Source organism: Pseudonocardia alaniniphila, from assembly GCF_022524485.1.
Lineage (GTDB): Bacteria > Actinomycetota > Actinomycetes > Mycobacteriales > Pseudonocardiaceae > Pseudonocardia > Pseudonocardia alaniniphila.
The window spans coordinates 112,836-133,657 of the sequence record NZ_JAKXMK010000015.1 but is presented as its reverse complement, the minus strand read 5'-3'; the positions used below and the strand labels follow the sequence as shown (position 1 = coordinate 133,657).

Annotated in this window: 19 protein-coding genes and 1 pseudogene; 12 read left to right on the top strand and 8 right to left on the bottom strand. The window is 69.4% G+C overall.

Annotated elements, in window-relative coordinates:
• Positions 1-676: 676 nt before the first annotated feature.
• The 3 genes from MMF94_RS18375 to MMF94_RS18365 all read left to right on the top strand — a co-directional run bounded on the left by MMF94_RS18375 (position 677) and on the right by MMF94_RS18365 (position 4,078).
• Positions 677-1,954 carry an amidase gene (locus MMF94_RS18375; RefSeq protein WP_241038130.1) on the top strand — a complete coding sequence of 426 codons (1,278 nt, stop codon included), beginning with the start codon at positions 677-679 and terminating at the stop codon, positions 1,952-1,954.
• Between the two features lie 288 nt (positions 1,955-2,242).
• Positions 2,243-2,704: a hypothetical protein gene (locus MMF94_RS18370; RefSeq protein ID WP_241038128.1), complete on the top strand. Its 462-nt coding sequence runs from the start codon at positions 2,243-2,245 to the stop codon at positions 2,702-2,704.
• A gap of 534 nt (positions 2,705-3,238) precedes the next feature.
• Positions 3,239-4,078, top strand: coding sequence for an SDR family oxidoreductase (locus tag MMF94_RS18365; protein ID WP_241038127.1), 840 nt, complete (start codon positions 3,239-3,241; stop codon positions 4,076-4,078).
• A gap of 199 nt (positions 4,079-4,277) precedes the next feature.
• Here the strand turns inward: MMF94_RS18365 and MMF94_RS18360 are convergent.
• Positions 4,278-5,170, bottom strand: a pseudogene (locus MMF94_RS18360) (IS5 family transposase).
• A gap of 421 nt (positions 5,171-5,591) precedes the next feature.
• Positions 5,592-5,978, bottom strand: a complete 387-nt coding sequence (locus tag MMF94_RS18355) for a MerR family transcriptional regulator (RefSeq protein WP_241038126.1) — start codon at positions 5,976-5,978, stop codon at positions 5,592-5,594.
• Between the two features lie 184 nt (positions 5,979-6,162).
• Here MMF94_RS18355 and MMF94_RS18350 point away from each other — a divergent pair, with 184 nt between their 5' ends.
• Positions 6,163-7,404 carry an alpha/beta fold hydrolase gene (locus MMF94_RS18350; RefSeq protein ID WP_241038125.1) on the top strand — a complete coding sequence of 414 codons (1,242 nt, stop codon included), beginning with the start codon at positions 6,163-6,165 and terminating at the stop codon, positions 7,402-7,404.
• Between the two features lie 700 nt (positions 7,405-8,104).
• Here the strand turns inward: MMF94_RS18350 and MMF94_RS18345 are convergent.
• The gene (locus MMF94_RS18345; RefSeq protein ID WP_241038124.1) at positions 8,105-8,326 is read right to left on the bottom strand and encodes a hypothetical protein; all 222 of its coding nucleotides are present in this window, start codon (positions 8,324-8,326) and stop codon (positions 8,105-8,107) included.
• A gap of 551 nt (positions 8,327-8,877) precedes the next feature.
• Here MMF94_RS18345 and MMF94_RS18340 point away from each other — a divergent pair.
• From MMF94_RS18340 to MMF94_RS18320, 5 genes are all read left to right on the top strand, one after another.
• Positions 8,878-9,930 carry a coiled-coil domain-containing protein gene (locus MMF94_RS18340; protein ID WP_241038123.1) on the top strand — a complete coding sequence of 351 codons (1,053 nt, stop codon included), beginning with the start codon at positions 8,878-8,880 and terminating at the stop codon, positions 9,928-9,930.
• Between the two features lie 113 nt (positions 9,931-10,043).
• Positions 10,044-10,880: an oxidoreductase gene (locus MMF94_RS18335; RefSeq protein WP_241038122.1), complete on the top strand. Its 837-nt coding sequence runs from the start codon at positions 10,044-10,046 to the stop codon at positions 10,878-10,880.
• 165 nt (positions 10,881-11,045) lie between these two features.
• Positions 11,046-11,963, top strand: coding sequence for a TIGR03619 family F420-dependent LLM class oxidoreductase (locus MMF94_RS18330; protein WP_241038121.1), 918 nt, complete (start codon positions 11,046-11,048; stop codon positions 11,961-11,963).
• Between the two features lie 97 nt (positions 11,964-12,060).
• Positions 12,061-13,368: an MFS transporter gene (locus MMF94_RS18325; RefSeq protein WP_241038119.1), complete on the top strand. Its 1,308-nt coding sequence runs from the start codon at positions 12,061-12,063 to the stop codon at positions 13,366-13,368.
• On the top strand, positions 13,365-14,480 hold the full coding sequence (locus MMF94_RS18320; protein WP_241038117.1) for a M20 family metallopeptidase: 1,116 nt from the start codon (positions 13,365-13,367) through the stop codon (positions 14,478-14,480). The genes MMF94_RS18325 and MMF94_RS18320 overlap by 4 nt, the downstream gene beginning before the upstream one ends.
• A gap of 9 nt (positions 14,481-14,489) precedes the next feature.
• Here the strand turns inward: MMF94_RS18320 and MMF94_RS18315 are convergent, their stop codons facing one another.
• Positions 14,490-15,287, bottom strand: a complete 798-nt coding sequence (locus MMF94_RS18315) for a hypothetical protein (protein ID WP_241038116.1) — start codon at positions 15,285-15,287, stop codon at positions 14,490-14,492.
• Between the two features lie 151 nt (positions 15,288-15,438).
• Between MMF94_RS18315 and MMF94_RS18310 the strand changes: the two genes are divergently transcribed.
• The 3 genes from MMF94_RS18310 (at position 15,439) to MMF94_RS18300 (ending at position 18,095) form a co-directional block, all read left to right on the top strand.
• The gene (locus tag MMF94_RS18310) at positions 15,439-16,251 is read left to right on the top strand and encodes a DUF3097 domain-containing protein (protein WP_241038114.1); all 813 of its coding nucleotides are present in this window, start codon (positions 15,439-15,441) and stop codon (positions 16,249-16,251) included.
• Between the two features lie 32 nt (positions 16,252-16,283).
• Complete coding sequence (locus tag MMF94_RS18305; protein ID WP_241038112.1) at positions 16,284-16,718, top strand: NfeD family protein; 435 nt, start codon at positions 16,284-16,286, stop codon at positions 16,716-16,718.
• Between the two features lie 129 nt (positions 16,719-16,847).
• Entirely contained in the window at positions 16,848-18,095 is a 1,248-nt protein-coding gene (locus MMF94_RS18300) for an SPFH domain-containing protein (protein WP_241038282.1), read from the top strand.
• A 37-nt stretch (positions 18,096-18,132) separates the two neighbouring features.
• Here the strand turns inward: MMF94_RS18300 and MMF94_RS18295 are convergent, their stop codons facing one another.
• From MMF94_RS18295 to MMF94_RS18280, 4 genes are read right to left on the bottom strand one after another with little or no spacing between them, the layout of a single operon-like run.
• Positions 18,133-18,921 carry an energy-coupling factor ABC transporter ATP-binding protein gene (locus MMF94_RS18295; RefSeq protein WP_241038111.1) on the bottom strand — a complete coding sequence of 263 codons (789 nt, stop codon included), beginning with the start codon at positions 18,919-18,921 and terminating at the stop codon, positions 18,133-18,135.
• On the bottom strand, positions 18,918-19,682 hold the full coding sequence (gene cbiQ / locus MMF94_RS18290; protein WP_241038110.1) for a cobalt ECF transporter T component CbiQ: 765 nt from the start codon (positions 19,680-19,682) through the stop codon (positions 18,918-18,920). Before cbiQ ends, MMF94_RS18295 begins: the two co-directional genes overlap by 4 nt.
• Before the next feature lie 2 nt (positions 19,683-19,684).
• Positions 19,685-20,050 carry a PDGLE domain-containing protein gene (locus MMF94_RS18285; RefSeq protein WP_241038109.1) on the bottom strand — a complete coding sequence of 122 codons (366 nt, stop codon included), beginning with the start codon at positions 20,048-20,050 and terminating at the stop codon, positions 19,685-19,687.
• Positions 20,047-20,778 (bottom strand): energy-coupling factor ABC transporter permease, encoded by a 732-nt coding sequence (locus tag MMF94_RS18280; RefSeq protein WP_241038108.1) that lies wholly within the window; start codon positions 20,776-20,778, stop codon positions 20,047-20,049. Before MMF94_RS18280 ends, MMF94_RS18285 begins: the two co-directional genes overlap by 4 nt.
• Between the last annotated feature and the right edge of the window lie 44 nt (positions 20,779-20,822).

Here is a 20,822-nt window from a genome sequence, read left to right as displayed (position 1 = left end):
AAGGACCGGAAGAATCCCAGCAGGATCGCGCACAGTTCCTCCGGAAATATTCGATTCATGCCTTAGACGTCGATCGCGCCCACGGCGGGTTCCTCGACCGCAGGACGTTCGGACGGGCGTTCCGGCGGATGCGGTACGGGATGGTCCCGGCTGTCGGCGTCGCGAGCATCGGCATACCGGATCTGCTCCCGCAACCTTCAAGGAGGAATTGTCTCCAGCCGGAGAAGAAATGCCCGTCCCGAGATGGTCCAGCGGGGTCAGCGGGGGAAGAAGCGAGCTGGGTTCACGGTGAGCCAGGGCACATCGCGAAGCGCTTACTCTGCAGTACTTTGGAATCATGGCGAGGGGCGAACCGGGGCAACGGGATTTCGTCGACATGAACGCGGGAACATTCCGGGGATACGTCCGCCCTGTCGGGTGGACGCATGCGGAATCCCTTCCATTGTAATTTCCGCCATCTCCAAATCTTGAGCCTGCACGGGTGGTGGATCGCCCATTCTGTGCGCCGGACGCAGTTTTCCGATGCGAGTGAAAGAAAGTGGGCGTGGGGCAATGGCCCAGCTGTGGAAGTTCGACGGTGTCGAAACCGCGGCGCTGGTCCGTACGAAGCAAGCCTCAGTGCGCGAGGTGATCACCGACACGCTGGAGCGGCTGGACGAGGTGAACCCGACGATCAATGCCATCACGCTGGGCGCTGCACGAGGAGGCGCTGGCTGCTGCCGACGAGGCCGACAGGGCTCTGGCGCGGGGCGATGCCGTGCGACCGCTATTCGGCGTGCCGGCGACAACCAAGGTCAATGTCGACCAGGCGGGGTGCCCGACCGATGATGGTGTGGTCGAGTACAAGAGCCGGATGGCGAGCCGCGACAATCCCCTGGTCGCCAACATGCGCGCGTCCGGGATGATCATCGTCGGTCGTACCAATGTGCCGGCCTTCTCGATCGGCTGGTTCACCGATAACGATCTGCATGGGCTGACGCGGAACCCCTGGAACAAGGACCGCACCTGCGGTGGCTCCAGCGGCGGTGCGGCCTCGGCGACCGCCGCCGGGATCGGCGCGATCGGCCAGGGTAGCGACATCGCCGGTTCCGTGCGCTTCCCGGCGTATTGCTGTGGCCTCGTCGGTTTGCGGCCGACCTACGGCCGTATCCCTCGGTTCAATTTCACCACGACAGGCAGGCGGAAGGTGTCAACGGCGCTGATGTCCGTGCCGGGGTCGCTGACGCGCACGGTGCGCGATGCGCGCGCGGCGCTGGCCGCGATGTCGGTGGGTAGTCCGTACGACAATCGCTGGGTCGACGTGCCGCTCGAGGGACCGCCGGTGAAGAAGCCGATGCGGGTGGCGATGGTGATCGACCCGGCCGGGCGCGGTGGTGTCGCGCCCGAGGTGGCGGAGGCGATCCGGCAGGCCGCGGGATGGCTCACTGACGCCGGCTACATCGTCGAAGAAATCGCACCGCCGGAGTTCGGTGCCGTGATCGACCTGTGGCCGCGGCTGGCCATGGGGGACACGATCGGGGACGCGGCAAGCGTCGCGGAGTACGGTGACGACGCCACCCGCACCTGGGTGGATCTCTGCCTCGAGGTCTTTTCCGGCTGTGGGCCGGAGGACATGGTCGAGGCGATGGTGGAGCGCGACCGGTTGCTGAGCCTGTGGCAGCTCTTCTTCGAACAGCGGCCGCTGATCCTCACCCATAGCTGCGCCGAGCCGGCGTTCCGCCTCGGCCGCCTGGTCGATGTGCCGAGTTTCCAGGACGTGATGCGCGCGCAGTCGACGGAGCTCGCAGTGCCGGTGCTCGGCCTGCCGTCGATCACCGTCCCCACGGGCGTGGCCAACGGTCTGCCGGTCGGCGTGCAGCTCATCGCCGGCCGCTACCGCGAAGATCTCTGTCTGGAAGCCGCCGAGGAGATCGAAGCTCGCGCCGGCGTGCGCACGCCGATCGATCCGAGATGACCACTCCGAGTCGCCACCCTCCTGGCTGAGCGAGCGCCGACCGAGGCCGTTCGACCCGCTGCGCCACCGGTGGACGCGCCGCCGGTCACGACCCTGGCGCTGCACACCGGTCTGCCGTTCGTGCCCTTGGAGCAGATGTCGACCTACGGCGCCCTCGGTCGGCCTAGGCGACGTCTCGCCAGCACTGACAACCGCTCCCGAGCACCCTGGAGCGCAGGTCGTCGAGAGCGTCGCCGTCCCTCTTTTCCGCCGAACAGGCGCTTCACCGCGAAAGGAAGATGTTCGACCATGGCTGAGTACGACCAGCGAATCCTTCGCGTCGCTGCAATGAACGGGACCGTGGCGGAGACACTCGACTCGCCTGCTGTTCCCGAGGCATTGGGCAAGGCCCTCGCAACAGTGCTGCGAGCCAACGATCCTGATGTCGTGGCGTTCTGGAGTTCGGCGGACACCGCGGTGCTGGCTCACGTCGTGGCTCGAGAACTCGGGGCCGAGCTGTTGCCGGTCGCTGAGGACCAGGGTCGCATCCTGGTGGGCCGCCCCATCGTCGCCACCGCCCGCGTCGCCGTGATCGACATCGACTGGACTGGCAACCTCGGTCTGGCCCCGCTGGCTCGCGCCCTCGGCGGTCCGACCGTCGTCGTGGCCGCCGGCTCAATTCTGCGGCCGGTCACGCCTGTGGACGAGGGAGCGGAGCCAACCCTGCATGTCCTCGAGCCTGCTGAGGACTCCGCGGACGCCGCCCGATGACCTCGACGATCGCACCACCCCGCGTTGCAGAGTGTGCCAGGGCGAGCGTCCACACGGACACCAATCGGATCCAGCAGCTCCTGAACGGTCGCCGTCCTAGTGTCCGACGCCGAGTCGGTCTGGGCTGTCCCGCCCGACCGTGCTGAGCGGCCGCGCGCAGGCCCGACCTCGGCCTTCTCGTCAGGCCGCGAGCTACCCGCGACTGGACCTGCGAACGCGAGCCTGGCGCGCGCAAGATATCTGAACCACTGTCAAGTGTCCTGAGCCGCTGCCAATCCTTGACCGGAAAAGATCCGAAGTTTCTGGGCGGAAGGGGTAAACCTGCGGTGGTCATGTCGCGTTAAGTGCGTGCGCTGATGTTCGGCGACACCTCATCGACCTGTCGACTGTTCAACGTTTCCCGCTCCGCCGTCTACCGAGTCCTGAAACGCGTCGAAGCCGGGTCGGGGGAAGATCTGGCGAGGATTGAACTCTAAAACGGGAAGCCGAACGGTTTCGGAACATGATCTTTTCGTACAAAGAAAGGTGAAGACCGTGAGCACCAATCCTCGGACGGAACGTCGGTGGTTTGTCACCGGTGCATCGAGCGGCATGGGGAGACACCTCGTCGAACGTGTACTCGACCTCGGGGACAAGGTTGTGGCCACCGTCCGCCGCCCGGAAGCGCTGGCCGATCTGGAAGCCCGTCACGGCGGCGCGCTGCAGGTGGAGTTGTTCGACCTGCGAGACCTCCCGGCCATCACCGGTCTGGTCGAGCGCGTGACAGCGCAGATCCCGGTTGACGTCGTGGTGAACAACGCGGGCTACTGTGTCATCGGCGCCCTCGAGGAACTCGCCGATGAGCAGATCCAAGATCAGTTGAAAACGCTGTTACATGCCCCGATCGCGATCACCCGCGCTTTCCTGGACGCACTGCGCAAGAACGGCGGTGGGCACCTCTTGCAGATCTCCAGCATGGGTGGACAGACCGCGTTTCCCGGTTCAAGCATCTACCACGCCGCGAAGTGGGGACTGGAGGGCTTTACCGAATCGGTTGCGCAAGAAGTCGCCCCTTTCGGCATTCACTGCACTATCATCGAGCCCGGTGCAATCAGGACCGGCTTCGGTCGCGCTCTCCAGTTCGCAACCGAACTGCCGCCGTACGAAACCGGCCCGGTGGCCGGTCTTCGCGACTACGCCCGCCGAGGCGACGAAATTTTCCCCGGCGACCCTGCGAAGGTCGCTGCCATCCTGGTCGAGGTGACCACCATGCCCGCTCCGCCGCTGCGCCTCGCCCTGGGCGACGACGCGTTCGAGGCGCTCGGCGCCGCGTTCGACTCCCGTGGAAAGATCCTCCGGCAGTACGAGAAACTCAGCCGGTCAGTTGCCCTCTAGGGGCATCGGTAGTAACGGCCGTAGAAACGGCGACTATGCGCGCACAGCTCCGGGGCCCGGCAAGGTCACGCCGGGTGGCATGTCTGCGCGGTGACATGCCTGTGACCCCGATCACCCTGCTTGCCGTGTGCAGCGACACCGCACCCGACCTGGCGGCCGCCACTGTTGAGTCGGCCGCCGGTCATGTGGCGAGGATCTGCTAGGCCGTGTCCTGTAGGTCTGTGCGCAGCCATAACACGATCGCGGCGATGATGATCTCGGCGCGGTAGTAGGCGGCGCGTTTGGCGTAGCGGGTGGCCAGGTCGCGGAACTGCTTGAGTCGGTTGAAGCAGCGCTCGACGACGTTGCGGCCGGCGTAGGTGGCCTGGTCGAAGGCGGGTGGGCGGCCGCCGCGGGAGCCCTTGGCGCGCCGGTGGTTGATCTGGTCACGGCGTTCGGGGCAGGTGAACGGGATGCCCTGTGCGCGCAGCGCAGCCCGGGTGGACGGGTGGGAGTAGGCCTTGTCGGCCACCACCCGGTCGGGGCGGGTGCGGGGCCGGCCTGGTCCGTCACGCCCGACGCTGAGCTGATTCAGCAAGGGCAGCAGTTGCGGGTTGTCCCCGGCTTGACCGGCGGTAAGGATGATCGACATCGGGAGGCCGCGCCCGTCGACGGCGAGGTGGATCTTGCTGGTCAGTCCGCCTCGGGACCGGCCGAGTGCTTCCCCGTCGACGGCGAGGGCTTCGACCCACTCGCTGGTGCATCCCCTTTTTTGCGGGCTCCAGCCGAGTGCTGATGGGCCCGCACGTTGCTGGAGTCCACGCTGATCGTCCACTCCACCGCCCCGACCGAGTCGTCCTTGACGACCACGTGGTCGAGGATGCGTTCCCAAGTTCCGTCTGCGGTCCAGATCCGCAGCCGCTCATGGGCGGTCTTCCATGGACCGTAGCGTTCGGGCAGGTCCCGCCACGGCGCCCTGGTGCGCAGCTTCCACAGGATCGCGTTGATCACCTGCCGGTGATCGCGCCAGTGCCGGCCTCGACCCGCAACCGGCGGCAACAACGGCTCGATCCGTGCCCAGGCCTTGTCGGTCACCTCACCACGACCCACCACCCGGTCATGATCAACTACCGCAGGTCAGAAGGCATACAGGACACGCCCTAGTCGTACTGGCTGCGGTAAGTGATCCGCGGAAGTCCCGCGGAGTACGCCACCGGCTGCGGTGGCGGTGTCCGCGATCTCGGCTGGGGCGCGGTCGCAGCCGGCCTGTTACGTGCCCAGCTCGCAGAGCTGCCCTGGCGCGATGTCCCGGTGGTCGACCAAACCCGTGCGCGTGGGCTTGGCCGGGTCGGGACCCGCACGTCGTCTACGCCATGCTTCGCGACCACCGTCCCTACACACCCCGCCAGTCGTGAACCGACCCGATCCCGACCTCGCCGCCGCTTGACACAAACATAGAGATACCCCAGGGTGCTTGACCCGTACGCCGCCGATCCCGCCGCGCGGTCGACGACCTTCCTGGTGATGGACTTCGTTATCTGTCCAGCGCGCCGTCTGACACAGCCAGCTCTTGCGCCTCCACCGCCCGGCAATAGTCGAGTTGCCGCTGCGCCAGCTTCCGGACTCGTCTCAGTGATGCGATCCGCTCGTCAATGAGGTTGATCTTGGACTGCAGGCTCTCTTGTGCTCGCGCGTGATCCAGCACGCCGTCGGTCATCTCCTGGCAGAAGGCCAGGATTTCGCGCAGGGAGAAACCTATCGATTTCCCGGAGGCGATGAGGTCGGCCGTTTCGATGTCCTTCTCGGTGTAGTGTCGATAGCCGTTCTCGCTGCGGCTACTGGAGAAGAAGCCCACCTTCTCGTAGAAGCGGATCGTGTCGGTGCTGACGCCGACGTGTTTAGCGAATTCGCCGATCAACATGCGCTGAGCCTCCCTGTCGATCCGAGCGGAGTGAAGTGAGGCGCGGATCACCCTAGACCTTGGACCATACTCCAAGGTTTACGTTCGAGCGACCGACAATCAAGGAGGCTCTGGTGACTGTGACTCATCCCGAACCCGGACTGCGGTAGACGGCCTGCACGGCTTCCAACACCACTACGCCGAAGTGAACGGCACCCGCATCCACTACGTGATCGGCGGCGCCGGCCCGGTGGTCGTGCTGGTGCATGGCTTCCCGTTCACCTGGGCGGTATGGCGTGAGCTGATGCCGATGCTGGCGGCCCAGGGCTACACCGTGCTGGCCCCCGACCTGCGTGGCATGGGCGATTCCGACCCAGCCGAGAGCGACACCTTCGCCAAGACCAACGTCGCCGAGGACATCCGGCAGATCGTGCTCGGGCGGGGTCTGGGACCGATCAACCTGGTCGGCATGGACGTGGGCGGCATGGTGGTCTACGCGTACGCGTCACGGCACCCTGACGAGGTCCGCCGGCTGGTGCTCTCCGAGACGCTGATCCCCGGCTTCGGCCTTGAGGAGATGATGAACCCTTCCGTCGAGGGCGGTACCTACGCCTTCGGGTTCAGCGGCCAGGTCGACCTCGCCACGTTCCTCACCCAGGGCAAGGAAACCGAATACCTCACGCCGTTCTACCGGCTGACCTCAGTGCGCCCGGACGCCGAGGAATACGGCGTCGCCCACTATCTGCCGCATTTCACCGGCCCGAACGGCATCCGCGGCGGCTTCCAGCACTACGGCGCCATGATCGAGGACGGCAAGGCCAACCGGGCCGAGTTCACGACCCGGCTCCCGATGCCGGTCCTGGTGCTCAACGGCGACCACGGCTACTACCGCGACCAGCTGCTGGCCGGCGCCCGGCAGGTCGCCGAGAACATCGAAACCGATGTCATCGTGCAGGCTTCCCACGCGTACGCGTTCGACAATCCGCAGGCCACCGCCGAGCGATTCCGCCGATTCTTCGCGGTGTCCGATACTGAGCGGCTGGTCATCGTCGACGAGATCCGCCAGTTCATGGCCCGATACGCCTACTACGCCGACCACAAACAGTTCGACCAGCTCGCGCGGCTATTCGCACCGGAGGCGACCTTCACGATCTATGACCCGCAAGGCGTCCAGGTTATGCAGATGACCGGCCCGAAGGAGATCGAGGACGTCATCACCACCAGTGTTGGCGACGCCACCGCGATCCACCACCTGTTCTCCTTCACCACCGAGGTCCACTCGCCGGTGGCTGCGTCCTCGACCATCAACATGGAGGACTGGATCGACGGCAGCACCCTCAAGGCGCGCGGCTACGGCCACTATCACGGCGAGTTCGCCAAGGTCGATGGCTCCTGGCGGATAGAGAAGTTCGTCGAGACCCGCCTGCGCACGGATGTGCTCCCGTGAGCGCGCTGGGCGCCAGTGGCATCGACGTGTCCTCGCTGAACCTCGGCGGCAATACGTTCGGCTGGACCAGCGACGGGGCGACCTCGCACCCGGTGCTCGACGCCTCCACCGAGGCCGGCGGGGACTTCGTGGACAGCGCCGACGCGTACTCGTTCTGCGTCCACGGTAATTCGGGAGCGTGTCCGAGACCATCACCGGAACCTGGCAGGCCACCTGGCGTAACCCGCGACTGTGTCGTGATCGCCATCAAGGTCAGCTCGCATCCACAGTTCCCGGGTTGCAGGCCACCAGCCGCCCAACGCGGCGCGTTCGGCTGCCGATCCCAGGTGGAAGCTCCCAGGACTGGACAGTCGCGGTGCGGCGTGCCGGTGGAAATCAAACGGGCGATAGGACTCGGGAGCAGAATTCCGGCGGCCAGACGCCGCTGACCGGCGGGCCCGGCCGCGGGATCGACCTGAGGCCCGCCGCTTCGCCGGCGCGGCGCGCATAGTTTCATGGATCCGTGAAAGGCGCCGAGGTCGCTGGCCGCAGGTCGTCGACGAACCGGGCCGCCAGAAGCCCCCGCCCGGGGCCCTGTTCCTCGTCTCCGGCGCCGATGGATTCGGTGCCGCCACCCGCGTACTCGGCGCCGTCGACGCCCTGGCCACGCGGCTGACGCTGATCCACGAGGAGGGCAGGACCGGTCGCTGTCCTCAGGTCATCACGGACGAACGCGGATGATCGTCTGTCCGCTGATCCGCTCGGTCGTATTGAAGGCCGCGACGGCATCGTCGAGAGTTGCGAAGTTGCCGATGTTCGTCGGCAGCCGTCCGTCACGTACCCGCCGGACGACCTCACCCAGTTGGGCACGATCGGCCTCGACAACGAAGTCGGCCGCCAGGCCGTGCGCGGGCCGCGCCTCGGGCGGGCCGGCGATGGTCACCAGTGTTCCTCCGGCCCGGGTCGGCGCGTCCCAGTCCGTCCCAGATGCAGCTCCTGCAACAGCGACTCCCGGGCCTGCGACTCCCGAGCCTGCGACTCCCGGGCCTGCGGCCCGGATTGCCTCGCACGCACTTCCAACCTCTCTCGTCGACCGGTACGTCGAAGTTCGCCCTCGTTCACCGCTGGTCGCACCCGATCGCATGGGGGCGGAGCCGAGTACGTGGCGCCACCACTGCGGCTTGTGGTGTCCAGCGCTCCGATCGCGGATGACCGATAGGTCACCTGCCGCCCTGTCGCTGAGCCGACTGCGGATGGTGGGAGATGTTAAGTCTGCGTAAGAAACCGTGGGCAAGATGACTGAGCCGTTGCCAAGTGCGCTGAGCCGCTGCCAAGCGCACTGAGCCAAACGAGACCGACACCCTCCCAGCCTTCAGACGCGCCGACCGCCCGCCCACACCAACAAAACACCGGTTTCGTTGGTGGCTAGTTCAGTTTCGGGAACATCGAACCGGTTTTATAGTTCACAAACGTCGAACTGATAGCCTCTGGATCATGATCGACGAGGCCGCACGCTGCGGCTACAGCAAGTGCCGGGCAGAGCTGCCGCCGCCCGGTCCCCAGGGCGGCCGGCGCCGCTCGTTCTGCCGGGAGACCCGGTGGCCCGGCGGCCGCACCTGCGCGCAGATGGCCCGGGCCGAACGGGATGCCCTCGACGCGCTGGGTCTCGACTCGGGGCGCTCCTCGTTCCGACTCGACGCCGACCGGCTCCGTGAGCACGTCGACGCCGTGCGCGCACCCGTCACGGAACTGGCCGCCGCGCTCGACGCCGTCATGGCGCGGTTGGAGGAGGTGGAGGGTGCCGCCCTGGCCGCCGTCGAGACCGCCAACCGGGGTGCGGCGGAGGCGGAGGCCGCGCGGGTCGAGGCGCAGCAGGCGAGGGAGCGGGCTGAGCGTGAGGCCCGTGAGGCGCGCGAGCGGAGCTCCCGGGCCGTCGAGGAGCGCACCGCCGCCGTGGAGCGGGCGACAGCCGCCGCCCGGCAGGCGCTCGAGGCCACCGAGGCGCTCGGCGCGGCGCGGCAGGCCGTTGAGGAGGCAGTGGCCGGCCGCCATGCCGCGGAGGAACGGGCGGCCGCGGCCGCCCGCCAGGCCGCGGAAGCCGAGCGGGGTGCACAGGAGGCGGCGGTGCGGGCCGGGCGGGCCGACGCCGAATGCGCCGCGGCGCAGGCACGGTCGCAGGAATGGCGGGCGGAATCCGAGGAACGCCGCACCGAGCTCGTCGCCGTCCGCGCCGAGCTGAGCGCCTGCACGAGCGCCCGCGACGACGCCACCCGTCAGGCCGCGGCAGCCACCGACGCCCTGGCCAGCGAGCAGGAGGCCCGGCAGCGGGCGGAGCAGGAGCTGACCGGCGCCCGCGCACGGCTCGACGCCGAGGCGGCGCTGCGGGCGCGGGCCGATGCCGAGCTCGAACGGATGCGCGTGGAGGTCGAGCAAGCCCGAGCCGATGCCCGGCTGGCGCGGGAGGAGCTGACCGCCTTCCGCGAACAGGGCACCGAGCTGCGAGCACTTGTCGCCGCAGTCCACGGCGCGACCGTGAAGGACTCCTGACGCTCCGGGCCACGAGCGGCACGTTCACCCGCAAGGTCGGTGCGATCGTGCCGCTCGTCCAGCGTGGGGGAGGGGCTCGGCTCGGCTTCGGTGGGGAGGCGCAGGATGGCGGTATGACCCAACTCCGCTGGTTCATCACGGGCGCATCGACCGGGTTCGGCCGCATCCTTGCCGAGACCCTGCTCGACCAGGGTGATCAGGTCGTGGCCACCGCGCGCAAGCCCGAGACGGTCGCCGATCTCGTGGAGCGCTACCCCGGAGCCGCCCTGGCGCTGCCGCTCGACGTGACCGACCCCGCGCAGGTCAGTGCCGCAGTCTCGGCCGCGGTGGACAGCGGCGGCATCGACGTGCTTGTCAACAACGCGGGCCACGGTCTCCTCGGAGCGCTCGAAGAGCTGACCGACGAGCAGATCCACGAGGTGCTGGGGGTGAACCTGTTCGGGGTGTTGGCCGTCACGCGTGCCGTGCTGCCCCACATGCGGGCTCGCCGCAGCGGCCACATCGTGCAGATGTCGTCGGTCGGTGGCGTCGTCGCCAACCCGGGCCACGCCGTTTACGCCACCTCGAAGTTCGCGCTGGAAGGGGCGTCCGAGGCACTCGCCGGTGAGGTCGCACCGTTCGGGATCCGGGTGACGCTCGTCGAGCCAGGCCCGTTCCGTACCGACTTCCTGGGCCGGTCGCTCGGGTGGGCCACGCCGATCCAGGACTACGCGGACGGTCCCGCGGGGGCGTTGCGGGACCGGTTCTCCACGGGGCATGGACAGCAGCCCGGCGATCCCGCACTGGCGTGCCAGGCGATCATCGGGGTGGTGCGCGACGGGTCGTCGCCGTTGCGGTTGCCACTGGGGCAGGCGGCGGTCGAGCGCATCCGCGACAAGCTGCAGCGCCAGCTGACCGAGCTCGAGGCCTACGCCGACCTCGCCGTCTCGACCGACCGGCCGGCGAACTGAATCGCACACATCGTCGAATTCCGCATGAATTCGGCGGGGGTGGCTTCGTTGCTGCCCCGGGCGTGCGACGCCTGTTGCCGTCAGGAAATTCGCTGGTCACGGCTGTGTCCGTGCCGCAGCGCCACTCTTAGTGTGATCTGGAAATAGACCCTGAAAGGTGATCGGATGCGAATCGGTCTCGGCTTACCCCATTACGGCGCGCTGGCCACCGTCGATTCTCTGGTCGAGGTCAGCAGAGCCGCCGAGGCCATGGGGTACGACAGCCTGTGGACGGGGGACCGCCTCTTCATCCCGGTCGAGCCGAGCGATCCCTACCCGGGCAAGGACGGGGTGATCCCTCCCCAGTTCGGCACGTTCCTCGACCCGCTCACCGCGCTGACGTTCGCCGCCGCCCACACCGAGCGGGTCCGGCTGGGCACGAACACGCTCAACGCGCTCTGGTACCCGCCGGTGATCCTCGCCAGGACGTTGACCACCCTCGACATCCTGAGCAAGGGGCGGCTCGATGCGGGGTTCGGCATCGGCTGGATGCGCGATGAGTACACGGCCGTCAACGTCCCGTGGACGGGCAAGGCAGCACGGCTGGACGAGACGCTCGACCTGCTGGAGCAGATCTGGACCTCCGGGGTGGTGCAGCACGACGGCCCGCTGTTCACGGTCGTCCCGACGCCGATCGAGCCGAAGCCCGTGCAGCGGCCCCGCCCGCCGATCCTGCTGCCCGGCTTCTCGCCGCAGGCCATCCGCCGCGTCGGGCGCCGGGCGGACGGGTGGCTCGGCGTCGGCGCTCCGCTTCCGGCGCTGTCCTACCTCTGGGACAGCGTCCTGCGGGAGGCCGAGGCGGCGGGGCGCGACCGTGGCGACATCCGGTTCATCGTGCGGATCAATCCCCACCTGAGCGACGAGAAGGCCGACACCGAGCAGGTTCCCGACCAAGGAACGATGGCCCAGCTCGTCGACTACGCCCGGTCACTGGTGGATCTCGACGTGGACGAGGTGTTCATCGACCTCGGGCAGACCACTACGACCAGCGCCGAGGTGCTGGATCACGCCGGCGCCTTCATCGAGGGGATGCGCGCCGGTTAGGGCATCAGGCGGCCGCCGTTCACCTTAGCGGGTGACGACGGTCGGTCGAGTGGCTACTCTCTGCTGACTTTCCGTCGCCGCAAAGCCAGGGGTAGCCGTGTCCGATCCGTCGATATCCACACCGTCTGCCGCGGTCGACTCCGAGCCGCACCGGTTGCCCGTCCGCACTCTGGTCGCAGCATCGATCGGCAACGCCATCGAGTGGTACGACTGGACGATCTACGTGACGTTCAGCATCTTCTTCGCCACGCAGATCTTCCCGAAGGAGAACGCTGCGCTCGCCCTGCTCAGCACGCTTGCCACGTACGCGGTGGCGTTCTTCTTCCGTCCGCTCGGGGGCTGGGTGCTCGGCCGGTTCGCGGACCTGCGGGGGCGGCGCACGGCGATGCTGGTGACGATCCTGCTGATGGCACTGGGATCGCTCGCCATCGGCCTGCTGCCCACGTTCGCGATGGTGGGCTGGCTCGCGCCGGCGCTGCTGCTGATCGCGCGTATCGCGCAGGGCATGTCGCTGGGTGGGGAGGTTTCCAACGCCTCGGCGTACCTGGCCGAGATCGCCCCGCCCGAGCGCCGCGGCCGGTACTCGTCGTTCTTCTACATCTCGACGGGCTCGGCGGTGCTTGTGGCGTCACTGCTCGGTGCCCTGTTGACCCAGGTGATGGACGCCGAGCATCTGGCGTCCTACGGCTGGCGGATCCCCTTCATCATCGGGGGCGTGCTCGGCTTCGTCGGTCTGTGGCTGCGCCGGGCGATGCCGGAGACCGAGCAGTTCGAGGAGAACAAGACCGCGGCGAAGGCCCTGCGCAACCCGCTCCTGACCACGTTGCGCGAGCACCCGAAGGCCGTCGGCCAGCTCGTGGGCTTCACGCTGCTCTCGACGCTCTGCTACTACACGTTCTTCTCGGCGCTCACGCCCTTCGCCGTGACCTCGCGAGGTGCCAGCGCGAACGAGGTCTTCGTCGCCCTCTCGATCGCGACGGCGTTGTTCGTGGCGCTGCAGTACCCCATGGGTGCGCTGTCGGACAGGTACGGGCGCAAGCCACAACTCCTGGTGTGGTCGGCCGCCACGGCGGTGCTGATCGTGCCGCTGTCGTACCTGATCGGGCCGGGTATGGGGAACCTGCTCGTCGTGTTCTGCGTCGGGCTCGGGCTCTACACGATGATGACCTCCATCGCGCCCGCCGTGATGAGCGAGCTGTTCCCCACCACCGTGCGCGGCCTCGGTATCGGGGCTTGGTACAACCTCACCGTCGCCCTGTTCGGAGGCACGGCCCCGTTGGTCATCCAGGCACTGTCGGGTGCGGGTGCCGCCGAGGCGTTCTTCTGGTACGTGGCCGCAGGCGCCGCCATCGCGTTCCTGGTGATCCTCACCTTGCCCGAGACGAAGGGGCAGGTGTTGCGGTGACCTCCGCGCTCGACCTGCTCACCGACCTGATCCGGTTCCGGACGATCGGGGGTGGCGAGGGCGCCGCCGCCCGGCACTGTGCCTCGATCACGGAGAACGCCGGGATGGGCACGCAGCTGCTCGGTTGGGCCGACGGGCGCGAGCAGCTCGTCGCCCGCACTCCGGGCGGCGGGCCTCCGCTGACGTTCACCGGCCACCTCGACACCGTTCCGGTGGACGCCGCGGACTGGTCGGCCGACCCGTGGGGTGCCGAGCGTGACGGCGACCGGGTCGTCGGGCGGGGCACCAGCGACATGAAGTCGGGAGTGGCCGCCGCCGTGATCGCCGCGGTGGAGCATGCGCGCCGACCGCACGACTGCCGGGGTGTGCAGCTCGTGCTGACGGCGGGGGAGGAGACCGGCTGCACGGGCCTGCTCGGCCTGGACGACGGCGCCAGGGCGGCCATCGCGGGTGGTGGACCGCTCGTGGTGGCCGAGCCGACGGGGAACGATCTGGTGCTCGGCCACAAGGGCGCCCACTGGATGCGGCTGCGCGCCACCGGGCGTTCGGCACACGGCTCGGCTCCCGAGCTCGGCGACAACGCCGTGGTACGGCTCGCGCGGGCAGGCGTGGCGCTGCACGAGTTCGACGGCTGGCCCACCGACGAGCGGTTCGGCCGCGTGACCGCGAACGTCGGCATGTTCAGCGGCGGTGTGGCCACCAACGTGGTGCCTGCGGCCGCGGAGCTGATGCTCGACATCCGCACTGTGCCGGGCGTCGACCCCGAGGAGCTGCGCACGCAGGTGGAAGCGCTGGCCGGGGACAAGGTCAGCGTGGCGGACCACGTGCTGCTGGCTCCGGTGGACACCGCCGCGGACGACCCGTTCGTCGGGCTCGTCCGGTCCGCGCTCGCCGACGCCGGGCTGGACGACACGCCCAGGGCACCGGCCCGCTACTTCACCGACGCGTCGGTGCTGGCGGGGTTGCTGGGCGCGGGAGCGGCCGCGCCGACCGTGGTGCTGGGGCCGGGCGAGACCGCGCAGTGCCACGTGGTGGACGAATGGTGCCTGGCGTCGCGCGTGGACCAGGCGGTGGAGGTGTACGGAACGCTGCTCGCCCGCTGGTGCGGCTGAGCAGCGCCGTCAGACGAGCGGGCTCGACGCCAGGATGCGGACGGCCTCGGCCACGGCGGCCCGCCGGGCCACACGCACCGCCGTCTCGATGGGGCGCAGCGCCTCGCGACGGGCCGTGGCGGCGGACGCGGACAGCGCCCCGCCCGGCTCGTCGACCGACGCCGCGGCGAGGATCGCCTCCACCTCGTCGGCGTGCTGGAGCACGCGCAGCGGCTGCCCGGGCATCCCGGCAGGCCACAACGACGTGGGCCGCGCCCGCAGGGCGGCCGCGATCTCCTCGCGGACCCCGGGACGATGGCGGGCCACGCCGAGCGAGGTGAGCACCGACGCCGACTGGCGGACCTGGTCGCGTAGCTCGCGCTCCGCCTGGTTGAGGGCCACGAACTCCGGCGGCGGGCCCGGATCGGCAACGGGGTAGACGGTCCAGCGCAGGACGCCGTCGGCCACCGACGTGGGCACGACGCCCAGCCCGGCCTCGGCGAACAGCACACCCTCACCCGCCGACATCGCCTGCTGGCTGAATGGGCCGGGGCCGGGGAGCCCACGCGCGTCACCGGGGACGGGGAGGACCAGCCGGGCCGGGCCGCGCGGTGCCGACCGGCGCAGCGCGGCGAGCAGGAAGGTCACCGAGGACACCGGCTCGCCAGGCGACGGGAGCGCGGTGACGCGGGCGGTGTCCGCGTCGGCTGCCTGGACGTCGTGCGCATCTGCCCACGGGGCGAGTGCGTCCAGCACGTCGTCGGGTGCCGCAGCACCCGCGAGCCAGGCCGAGGTCCACACGGTGAAGGTGGCGGAGGGGCAGGGCACGGGCGTCAGGCTAGCCACGTCCGGGGCCTGGAGCATCGCTGCCGTGCGGGTGAATGCGAACACGATGCGTTGCCGCAGGTCGGGCGGGTGGGTTGCAGGCATGCGCGTGTCGCGCCGTACCCGGAACGTGATCGGGAGGTAGAACAGCGGGGTGACGCGGTCGCACGACTACCGAGGGGCGTTCGGATCAGACGGCACCCGCAACCGGGTACGCCGGGAGATTCCGGAGGTACCCGCCGAGGCCGGCCTCGTCGTCGAGGATCCGGCCAGTGGCTTCTGCGGCGCGGTCGTCGGCGTGAGCGTGCGGGATGTGACTCTGGAGGATCGGCACGGCGGCCGACGGGTCTTCCCGCTGCGTCCGGCAGCGTTCCTGTTCGAGGGCGCTCCCGCCACCCTCGTGCCGCCGAAGCGGGTGCCTGTGGGTCCGGTCCGCTCGGCTTCCGGCTCGATCAAGGTGCAGGGGCACACCGCGCGTACGGCCCGGGCCGCACGGATCTGGGTGGAAGGGCTGCACGACGCCGAACTCGTGGAGCGCGTGTGGGGCCACGACCTGCGGGTCGAGGGTGTGGTGGTCGAACCGATGCACGGCATGGACGACATCGCCGCCGCCGTCGCGGGGTTCGGTCCGGGTCCGGGGCGCCGGCTCGGTGTGCTGGTGGACCACCTGGTGGAGGGGTCCAAGGAGACGCGCGCCGCCGCGGCCGTGGCCGGACCGGACGTGCTCGTCACGGGGCATCCGTACGTCGATGTGTGGCAGGCGGTGAAGCCGTCCGTCGTCGGGATCCGCGCCTGGCCGGAGGTGCCCAGGGGGACCGACTGGAAAACCGGGGTCTGCGCCGCACTGCGTTGGGGTCAGCCCGCCGACGGGGCGCGCCGAGTGCTCGGTGCCGTGCACAGCTTCCGCGATCTCGAGGTGCCCCTCATCAATGCGGTCGAAAGGCTCATCGATTTCGTAACGAGCTGATCAGAGGCCCGCGGATCTGGCAGGATCGGTTCATGTCGGCCGCACTGATCTGGCTAATCGTGGGTCTGGTGCTGATCGCCGCAGAGGTCCTCTCCGGCGATTTCGTACTTCTGATGCTCGGCGGCGGCGCTCTCGCGGCGGCCGGGGTGTCTTTTCTGGTCGGTGGACCGATCGCCGGCGCAGTCGCGTTCGTCGTGGTGTCGGTGCTGCTGGTGTTCGCCGCGCGGCCGGCATTGCGCCGCCGGTTGAACCGCGGGATCGATCACACCGTGATGCATCACAAGGCGCTCGTCGGCACCACCGCTGTCGTCGTCGCGCGGGTGGACGGCCATGACGGCCGCGTCAAGATCGGCGGCGAGCTGTGGTCCGCGCGGTCCAGCGACGGGCACGAGGTGATCGAACCCGGCGCCAAGGTCACCGTCATGGAGATCTCCGGGGCCACAGCGCTGGTCGTCGGACAGGACTAACAGCAGCAATCCGGGCGCCACAGGGGTACACCGGAATCACGTGGTGCGAGGCGGTGCGCAAGGATCCGGCCCGCTGAGGTCCAGTGCAGGGTTGAAGGGGGAGTGGTGACAGTGGCTGCCGATGGTGCGGTGCTACTGATCGTCGTGGTGCTCGTGGTCCTGCTTGTCGTGATATCGCTGGTCAAAGCGATCCAGATCATCCCGCAGGCCACGGCGGCTGTGATCGAGCGACTGGGTCGGTTCAAGGGCACTGCCGACCCGGGTCTGGTGTTCCTGGTGCCGTTCATCGACAAGGTCCGGGAGCGGATCGACCTGCGCGAGCAGGTGGTGTCGTTCCCGCCGCGGTCGGTCATCACCCAGGACAACCTGACCGTCGACATCGACACGGTCGTCTACTACCAGGTGGTCGACCCGAAGTCGGCCGTCTACGAGATCAACGACTACATCGTCGGCGTCGAGCAGATCACCACCACGACGCTGCGCAACATCGTGGGCGGGATGAGCCTGGAGGACGCTCTCACCTCGCGCGATGTGATCAACACAGCGCTGCGCGGTGAACTGGACGAGGCCACGGGCCGGTGGGGGATCCGCGTGGCCCGCGTGGAGATCAAGGCCATCGACCCGCCCGCGTCGATCCAGGAGTCGATGGAGCGGCAGATGAAGGCCGAGCGCGAGAAGCGGGCCACGATCCTCACGGCCGAGGGCCAGCGGGAGTCCGCGATCCGCAGCGCCGAGGGGCAGAAGCAGGCGCAGATCCTCACAGCGGAGGGCGCCAAGCAGGCCGCCATCCTCAACGCGGAGGCCGAGCGTCAGTCCCGCATCCTGCGCGCCCAGGGCGACCGGGCCGCCCGCTACCTCGAGGCCCAGGGTGAGGCCAAGGCCATCGAGAAGGTGTTCGCCGCGATCAAGGCGGGCAAGCCGACGCCGGAGCTGCTCGCCTACCAGTACCTGCAGACATTGCCGCAGATGGCGGAGGGAGACGCCAACAAGGTCTGGATCGTCCCGTCCGACTTCGGCAAGGCGCTGGAGGGCTTCACCCGGATGCTCGGTGCCCCCGGCAGCGACGGGGTCTTCCGGTTCGAGCCCTCGCCGGTGGACGACACGGTGTCCAAGCCCGAGGCGGACGACGAGTCGATCAAGGACTGGTTCGACACCGCGGGTGACCCTGCGATCGCGAAGGTGGTGGCCGACGCGGAGGCGCAGGCCCGCAAGGACGTGGTGCCCGCGCTCGGCGCGCAGCCCGCTCACGCCAACGGCCCGGCCCGGCCCGCCCTGCAGCAGGCGTCCGACGAGCGGGGCCTGCCCGAGAGCGCGTTGCCCACCCCTCCGCGCGGGTTCCCGCAGGTGCCGCCCGCCGATCAGGACGACCAGAAGTAGCCGCGCCCGGCGCTGCTGCGCCACCCGGTTCGAGCCGTCACGACAGGACGAAGCCGTAAGGCAGCTCGAGGCGGTGGCGGCGCAGCAGCGCGGGGTCGGCGAGCAGTTCGCGCAGGGGTGCGTCGGCCACGATCGCGCCCTCGTCGAGCACCACCCCGCGGGTACACAGCTGCAACGCGTACGGCAGATCGTGGGTGACCATGAGCAGGGTGGCGTCCAGCCCGAGCAGCACCTCGGCGAGCTCCCGGCGGGCCACCGGGTCGAGGTTGGACGACGGCTCGTCGAGCACGAGGATCTCCGGCTCGCACGCCAGCACGGTGGCGAGCGCAACCCGCCTGCGCTGCCCGCCGGACAGGTGCAGGGGGGAGCGGTCGCGGTGTTCCTGCATGCCGACGGTGGCCAGTGCCGCGTCCACCCGCGCGCGCAGTGCGGCGCCGGTGACACCGAAGTTCGCCGGGCCGAACGCCACGTCCTCGGCGACGCTGGGCATGAACAGCTGGTCGTCGGGATCCTGGAAGACGATGCCGACCCGCCGGCGAACCTCCCGCAGGTTCTCCTTCGCCACGGGCAGACCGCCCACCGCCACCGTGCCGCGGCCTGCGGTGAGGATGCCGTTGAGGTGCAGCACGAGCGTGGTCTTGCCGGCCCCGTTGGGGCCGAGCAGTGCCACCCGCTCGCCGCGCTCGATCGTGAGGTCGATCCCGAACAGGGCCTGACGACCGTCCGGATAGGCGAACGCGAGGCCGCTGACCTGCAGCGACGGCGCTTGTGCCGGTGGGCCCGCCGTCGGCAGGGTGCCGGCTCCGGGTTCGCGTGTGCCTGTCATGTGATCGACCACCCGGTGACGGTCAGTGCTACGGCGACGGCCACGGGGGCGAGCCCCATCAGCCACTGGCTCCGCGTGGTGACCGCGTCGGTCAGCCGCGGCATGTCCCCGGTCCAGCCGCGCGACAGCATCGCGAGATGCACCCGCTCACCCCGCTCGTAGGAGCGGATGAAAAGGGCCCCGACGCCGCGCGCGGTCGCTCCCGCCTGCCAGAGGAAACGCGGGTCGTGACCGCGGGAGATCCGGGCGAGCCGCATCCGGCCGGCCTCGGCGGCGATCACGTCGACGTAGCGCAACATCAGGGTGACGATCGTGACGACCGGACCGGGCACGTGCAGCTGCTGCAGCCCGAGCAATAGGTCGCGCAGCGAGGTGGTGGCGGCCAAGGTGAGCGAGGTCAGCACGCCGAGCGTGCCCTTGACGAGGATGTTCCACGCCCCGAGCAACCCCGGTTCGGACAAGGAGAGCCCGAACCACTCGACGTACGGCGCGGCGCCGGTGATCGGAAGGAGCACCGCGAGCACCACGAACGGCGCCTCGATCACCGATCGCCGCGCGATCCACCCCGGCGGGATCCGTGCGACGGCCCAGATCGCGGCCAGCAACGCCAGGTAGCCGCCGAACACCGGGAAGGCCTCCCTCGGCGTGGCGACCACGCACACCATCCCGAGGAACGCCGCGACGATCTTGACCTCGGACGGGAGCCGATGTACCGGCGACGTCCCGGGAAGGTGGAGCGGATGGGCGTGTCCCGCACCCACGACTAGCGCTCGTCCCCCGGGCCACCCCGTTTGCGCAGCACCTGGAACAGCGCGCCCGCCACGACGACGGTGACCAGGACGCCGATCACGCCGGCCACGCCGACCGTGCCGTCGCTGCCAACCACTGCGTAGTCGGCCAGCGGGCTCCCCGCGAACGCGTGCTCGCCGGCGTTCTGCGCGATGCACGTGCCAGTGAGCTGCTCGCCTGCGTCGGTCTCGACGACCTGACAGCCGTCGAGCGCGACGGTGTCCAGCCCGTCGGGATCGGGGCTCGCGAGGTAGGACAGGACACCCGCGACGAGCAGGGCCACGGCGAGGAATCCGATGAAGAAGCGCGCGGAGCGACGGTTCGGTGCAGGCGCGGTCATGACGCGCTCCCCTCAGCCGTGGCACGGCCCTGACCCTCGCGGATGCTCAGTGGGGGTGCCGATCCGCGCAGGAGGTGGACGAGATCCGGCCGGACCGCGGCGACGGCGCCGACGGTGGCGGCGGTGATGATCCCCTCACCGATGCCGATCAGCAGGTGCAGGCCGAGCATCAGCGTGAGGACGGTGCCCAGAGAGGCGCCGCCCGCGCCGCCGATCGCGTACTCCACGACGAAGGCGAGCGCTGCGGCGAGCGTGTTCACCAACGCGGCCACGAACGCCGTTGCGACCAGCCCCGCCCTGCCACGGCGGGCGAGCGGGCGCAGGGCGACCGCCACCGCGTAACCGACGAACACACCGACCAGCGCCATGTTGACGATGTTCGTGCCGAGCGCGGTGAGGCCGCCGTCGGCGAAGAGCAGGGCCTGTACCGCGAGCACGATGGCGATGCAGAGCGACCCGACCCAGGGGCCGACGAGGATCGCGACCAGCGCTCCGCCGAGCAGGTGGCCGCTCGCACCGGGCAGGATCGGGAAGTTGATCATCTGCACCGCGAAGACGAAAGCGGTGACCAGCCCGGCCATCGGGGCCGTCCGCTCGTCGAGATCCGACCGGGCGCGAGTGGCGGCCAGGGCCAGCCCGGCCACGGCCAGCACGCCGCATGCCGCAGCGGTGGGCGCGTTGACCAGCCCGTCGCTCATGTGCATGGCGAGGACCGCGTCGCCGGCCATCCCGACCTCCCGAGGAGCGCGCTGTCGACCTCCCGGCCGATGAC

Bases quoted from the DNA above. Each gene is read 5' to 3' on its own strand.
- MMF94_RS18335 (WP_241038122.1), top strand. From the start codon at position 10,044: ATGACCCAACTCCGCTGGTTCATCACGGGCGCATCGACCGGGTTCGGC.
- MMF94_RS18375 (WP_241038130.1), top strand. From the start codon at position 677: ATGCCATCACGCTGGGCGCTGCACGAGGAGGCGCTGGCTGCTGCCGAC.
- MMF94_RS18340 (WP_241038123.1), top strand. From the start codon at position 8,878: ATGATCGACGAGGCCGCACGCTGCGGCTACAGCAAGTGCCGGGCAGAG.
- MMF94_RS18370 (WP_241038128.1), top strand. From the start codon at position 2,243: ATGGCTGAGTACGACCAGCGAATCCTTCGCGTCGCTGCAATGAACGGG.
- MMF94_RS18280 (WP_241038108.1), bottom strand. From the start codon at position 20,778: ATGGCCGGCGACGCGGTCCTCGCCATGCACATGAGCGACGGGCTGGTC.
- MMF94_RS18285 (WP_241038109.1), bottom strand. From the start codon at position 20,050: ATGACCGCGCCTGCACCGAACCGTCGCTCCGCGCGCTTCTTCATCGGA.
- MMF94_RS18330 (WP_241038121.1), top strand. From the start codon at position 11,046: ATGCGAATCGGTCTCGGCTTACCCCATTACGGCGCGCTGGCCACCGTC.
- MMF94_RS18305 (WP_241038112.1), top strand. From the start codon at position 16,284: ATGTCGGCCGCACTGATCTGGCTAATCGTGGGTCTGGTGCTGATCGCC.
- MMF94_RS18355 (WP_241038126.1), bottom strand. From the start codon at position 5,978: ATGTTGATCGGCGAATTCGCTAAACACGTCGGCGTCAGCACCGACACG.
- MMF94_RS18295 (WP_241038111.1), bottom strand. From the start codon at position 18,921: ATGACAGGCACACGCGAACCCGGAGCCGGCACCCTGCCGACGGCGGGC.